Origin of the sequence: Microcystis sp. M079S1 (genome assembly GCF_020246425.1) — a bacterium.
GTDB classification, from domain to species: Bacteria; Cyanobacteriota; Cyanobacteriia; order Cyanobacteriales; family Microcystaceae; genus Microcystis; species Microcystis aeruginosa.
On the sequence record NZ_JADBSZ010000294.1, the window covers coordinates 1 to 5,369 of the forward strand.

At 48.0% G+C, this 5,369-nt stretch carries 3 protein-coding genes; all 3 read left to right on the forward strand.

Going from position 1 to position 5,369, the window contains the following annotated elements:
* Positions 1-160: 160 nt before the first annotated feature.
* Positions 161-1,396: a restriction endonuclease subunit S gene (locus IM456_RS19085; protein WP_149988585.1), complete on the forward strand. Its 1,236-nt coding sequence runs from the start codon at positions 161-163 to the stop codon at positions 1,394-1,396.
* 228 nt (positions 1,397-1,624) lie between these two features.
* Entirely contained in the window at positions 1,625-5,071 is a 3,447-nt protein-coding gene (locus IM456_RS19090; RefSeq protein WP_287693054.1) for a DEAD/DEAH box helicase family protein, read from the forward strand.
* 28 nt (positions 5,072-5,099) lie between these two features.
* Positions 5,100-5,369 (forward strand): DUF2887 domain-containing protein (locus tag IM456_RS19095; protein WP_287693055.1); only part of this gene is annotated, 270 nt, incomplete at its 3' end.

Here is a 5,369-nt window from a genome sequence, read left to right on the forward strand (position 1 = left end):
AGAGTTCATAGTAGGGTGGGTTAGACGGCAACAATCTAGGCGTTAAAGTCAATCTAACAATCCGTCGTAACCCACCGCTTTAGTCCACCGAAAGGATATTTGATTTATGTTTGAAAATAAGATTGATCAGGTTTTACACGCGTTATAAGGAGATGTTGGGATGAATTTACCAAAAACATGGTCATTAGTTGCTCTCGGAGACATAGCTGCACATGAAAAAGGTGCGATTCGACGTGGCCCTTTCGGAGGTTCTCTTAAGAAAGAAATTTTTGTCGAAAGCGGATTTAAGGTCTACGAACAACAAAACGCAATTAAAGATGATTTTCAAATTGGAAATTATTTTATTGACGAAGACAAATTTCGTGAAATGGAAGGCTTCAATGTTAAGCCTCATGACTTGATTATTAGCTGCGCTGGAACTATTGGAAAAGTCGCAATTGTCCCCTGTGAAGCCTTGCCTGGAGTCATCAATCAGGCACTTATGCGTATTAGACCAAACCCGGAGATTATACTTTGTCGTTACCTAAAGTGGCTACTTGAATCACCAAAATATCAGCGGGATATCTTTGGTAAAAGTGCTGGAAGTGCGCTTAAAAATTTAGCCGCCATAAGTGAAATAAAAAAATGTAAAATTCCCCTCCCACCCCTCGAAGAACAGCGAAAAATTGCGGCAATTTTAGATAAAGCGGATGGGGTGCGACGCAAGCGCAAGGAGGCAATTCGGTTGACTGAGGAGTTATTGCGATCAACTTTCCTAGAGATGTTCGGTGATCCTGTTACTAATCCGAAAGGGTGGAGAAAAATATCATTAGGAGAGCTTTTAGCCGAGCCTTTGCAAAATGGAGCATATTTTCCGAAAGAACGCTATGTAGAAGCACCTGATGGAGTAGAAATGGTTCATATGTCTGATGCTTTTTACAATTTTGTCGAAAGAGGTCAACTTAAAAGAGTTCAAGTAACATCGGAAGAATTTGAAAAATATAAATTAATCCCAAATGATGTACTTATTGCGCGCAGATCTCTTAATTATGAAGGTTCCGCAAAACCGTGCTTAATTTCAGAGGCTGATCAACCTTTAATATTTGAATCTAGTCTCATCAGAGTACGGCTTAATGCTGAGGTGATCGACTCCTTTTTCTTCTTTTCCTATATGCTCGAACCTAGAGCAAGATCTGCTTATGTTTTCCCAAATGTAACTAAATCAACCATCTCAGGAATTAATCAAGCAGGATTGAGACGAATTTCAGTATTAGTTCCTCCTATGTCAAACCAAAAAAAATATCGAGATATTTATAAAAAGATTCTTGGTACTCAATCTAACTATCAAAAAGATTACGAAAATATAGACAATCTCTTTAATTCCCTTTTACAACGTGCCTTCCGAGGGGAACTGTAGCCATGGCAGCCGGCGGATTACTGCCATAATCTTGTGGGAAATACCATTAAAAAAGACCGTTGGACAATTAACCAAGATTCCTATCATCTCACACTGTCACGCGGGAAAAACCTAGATGAAATAACCGAACTTGCTGTTTTTTTATACAATTGTTAAACAATAATCAGGTAAAATATAGAGATAGCCAAAACTTTGGGAATAATAAAGTTATAGACTGGGGAGCGCAATATGGACTCAAACTTCTCCTTCCTGCGAGATCAATTCCCGACAATCTACGATCATGCCAGCCAAGCGGAGGGATTAGTCTTCAGTAACCCCCGGGCCAGTTGCTTCTATACCCGTTTTGTCCTAGAACAAATGGTCTGCTGGCTCTATGAAAACGACCCCTACCTGCAACCGCCCCGGGACAATAGCCTAGGCGCTCTTATCCACGAGCAAACCTTTAAAGATAACCTTAAACCAGGACTTTTCGGCAAAATTCGCACCATCCACAGAATCGGCAACAACGCCGCCCACCATACCAGCCCCATCAGTGAACGGGACTCCCTGCACCTGATCGAGGAACTATTTCATCTCACCTACTGGCTCGTGCGCTACTATGGGCAGAATGGGCGAGAATTGGGCGATATTCGCTTCGATCGCCAGAAGATACCCCCGGCCGCACCCCCCGCTCCCAAACAACTGCAAGACCTGGAAAAACGCCTATCCCAAAGCGATGCCCTGCGCCAATTGGCCGAAGCAAAACAGCGCCAAACCGAGGCCGAACTGGCAGCCGCTAGGGCCGAACGGGATGCCCTCCTCGCCCAAAATCGAGCAATCGCTGACCAGCACGACTACAACGAAGCCGACACCCGCCGCTACCTGATCGATGTACTACTCCAAGAGGCCGGCTGGGATACCAAAGCAGCCAACGCCACAGAGTTCGAGGTGTGGGGGATGCCCATCCAAAAGCCCGGAGATACCGGACGCGGTTTCGCCGATTATGTACTATGGGGCGACGACGGCAAACCCCTCGCCGTCGTGGAGGCAAAACGCAGCAGCAAAAGCCCCGACAGCGGCCAAAATCAGGCCAAACTCTACGCCGACTGCTTAGAAAAAAACTACAACCAACGCCCCGTTATTTTCTACAGTAACGGCTATGAAACCTATCTCTGGGATGATCTCACCTATCCCCCCCGTCCCGTCCTCGGTTTCCTGCGAAAAACCGAGCTAGAACGGCTAATTTTCCGCCGTTCCCACCGTAAACGCCTCAGCAACACCGCCATTAACGAGGATATTGTCGGCCGCCCCTACCAGAAAGAGGCCATCCGCCGCATCACCGAAACCTTTGAAGAAAAGTGCGCCCGTAAGTCCCTATTGGTAATGGCCACCGGAACCGGCAAAACCCGAACCGCGATCGCATTAGTGGAACTGCTCAAGAGTGCCAATTGGGTAAACCGAGTCCTGTTTCTGGCCGATCGCAATGCCCTATTAAAGCAAGCCTATCGAGCCTTTCAGCGTCATCTACCCAGCGTTACCGTCCTGCATCTGACCCGCAGCAAGGACGTGACGGGGGCTAACGTCCTCTTCTCCACCTATCAAACCATGCTCAACGCCATCGATCGCATGGATGCAGAGGGGCGAATCTTTGGGGTGGGTTATTTTGACCTAGTGATCATCGATGAGGCCCATCGCTCCATTTATCAGAAATACGGCGAAATATTCGATTATTTCGATGCCCTGCTGGTGGGGCTAACTGCCACGCCGCGCTCGGAAATAGACCGGGACACCTACCGCATTTTCCAGCTACCCCAGGGCGTGCCTACCTTCGCCTACGAGTTAAATGATGCCGTTAGGGATGGCCACCTCGTCCCCCCCAAGGGCGTTACTGTACCGTTTAAGTTTCTGCGTACTGGGGTTAAATACAGTGAGCTAACCCCACAGGAGCAGCTAGACTACGAGGAGAAGTTCCGGGACGAGGAAAGCGGCGAACTACCGCAGGCAATTAACGCAGCTGCCTTTAATGACTGGTTGTTCAATATCGACACCGTGGATCAAGCATTAGAATTATTGATGCAACGGGGGCTAAAGGTCAACAGTGGCGATCGATTGGGTAAAACGATTATTTTTGCCCGTAATCACCGACACGCCCAATGTATCTGCGATCGCTTTAACAGTAACTATCCTCACTACAAAGGTCATTTCGCCAAAATTATTGACAGTCACGACAATTACGCCCAGAGTCTGCTCGATGACTTCAGCGAAGTCAACAAAGAACCGATTTTGGCCGTCTCGGTGGATATGCTCGATACCGGCGTAGATGTGCCGGAAGTGGTTAATTTGGTCTTTTTTAAGCCCGTATTCTCCCGGGTGAAGTTCAATCAGATGATCGGGCGCGGGACCCGTCTCTGTCAGGATTTGTTTGGGCCTGGCAACCATAAAACCGAGTTTCTGGTCTTCGACCTCTGCGGCAATTTCGAGTATTTCGAGCAGGATATCGATGAAACAAGCCAGAAAATACGCGAAAGCCTCACCAGTCGCCTAGTTAAACATCGCCTCGAGTTGGCAACCCGCCTCGCTCCCTCCAAGCCAAGCGCGACACCTAGGGCAAGAGAGCAGTCCTCTACTTACAAAGTCGAGCGGGCCGGCGACCTATACACGAGTTTGCTCGATGCACTCCATCAACACATCGCCACCATGCCCCGGGATAATTTCCTCGTGCGTCGTCGCTTGCCGCAGGTGGAAACCTTTAGTCAGCGTCAGCGTTGGAACAACCTCAGTCAGGAGGACGCGGCCACCATTGCCGACTGCTTGGCCGGTTTACCCAATAGTCTGCCCAATGAGGATCCCCTGGCCAAGGAATTCGACCTTCTCTGTGTGAAACTGCAATTAGCCATTCTCAAGGCCGACCGTAGTTATGAGCGATTGCGGGACAAAGTGCGGGATATTCTCGGTCAACTGGAGACTAAGCCCGATATCCCGATGATTAAGGGACAATTGGCCTTTATTCGCGAGGTGCAGGACGAAAGCTGGTGGACCGGCGCAACGCCGTCAATGGTGGAGGGGATTCGGGTGCGTGTCCGGGATCTGGTCAAGTTTATCGATCGCCAAAAGCAGCAGATCGTGATCACCGATTTTGTCGATGAGATGGGGGAGGTGCAGATTGTCGATATTCCCACCCATCAGACCGGTTTTAGTCGCGAACAGTATCGCCGGAAAGTGGAGGCCTATATCCGTCAGCATCAGGATCACGTGGCAATTGCCAAGCTGAAGCGCAATATCCCCCTAACGGACAGGGATTTATCTGCCCTAGAGGAGATGCTATTTTCGGCCGCAGAAATTGAGAGCCGTCAGCGTTTTGAGGAGGTTTTTGGCCAGACAAAAAGCCTCAAGCTCCTGATCCTGGAAATCGTCGGACTTGATCCCGCAGGGATCCGCGTAGCGGCACGCCAGGCGGCTAAACAAGCTTTTGCCCGTTATTTGCAGGGGACAAACTTCTCGGCCAATCAAATCCGTTTTATCGAAAATATCATCGATATCCTCGCTAAAAACGGAGTTATCAATCCGGGGGCGCTCTACGAGCCTCCTTTTACTGATAACCATCCCGAAGGGCTAGATGGGATGTTTAATGATCGGGAAGCTGATCGGATCGTCTCGATTGTGCGATCGTTTAATGAGTCCGTTGATGCGGTCTAAGAGTAAGCGCGGATGAAGAAATAAAAGCATGAAAACTGACACGATTTTTTATCAACTCTTTCAATCTTTCCCCTCTATCTTCTTTGAATTAATTCAACTCCCTATCAGCGAAGCGAATAACTACCGCTTTGACTCAGTGGAAGTAAAACAACTTTCTTTTCGTCTTGATGGAGTCTTTCTGCCTCAAAATAATCACCCCCAGACTCCTATCTACTTCTGTGAGGTACAATTTCAAGAAGATGAGGCTTTTTATCAGCGCTTTTTCACCGAAATATTCTTATATCTCAGTAAAACTGAC

Excerpts from the sequence above, each read along its gene's own strand:
- IM456_RS19085 (WP_149988585.1), top strand. The coding sequence starts at position 161 with ATGAATTTACCAAAAACATGGTCATTAGTTGCTCTCGGAGACATAGCT.
- IM456_RS19090 (WP_287693054.1), top strand. The coding sequence starts at position 1,625 with ATGGACTCAAACTTCTCCTTCCTGCGAGATCAATTCCCGACAATCTAC.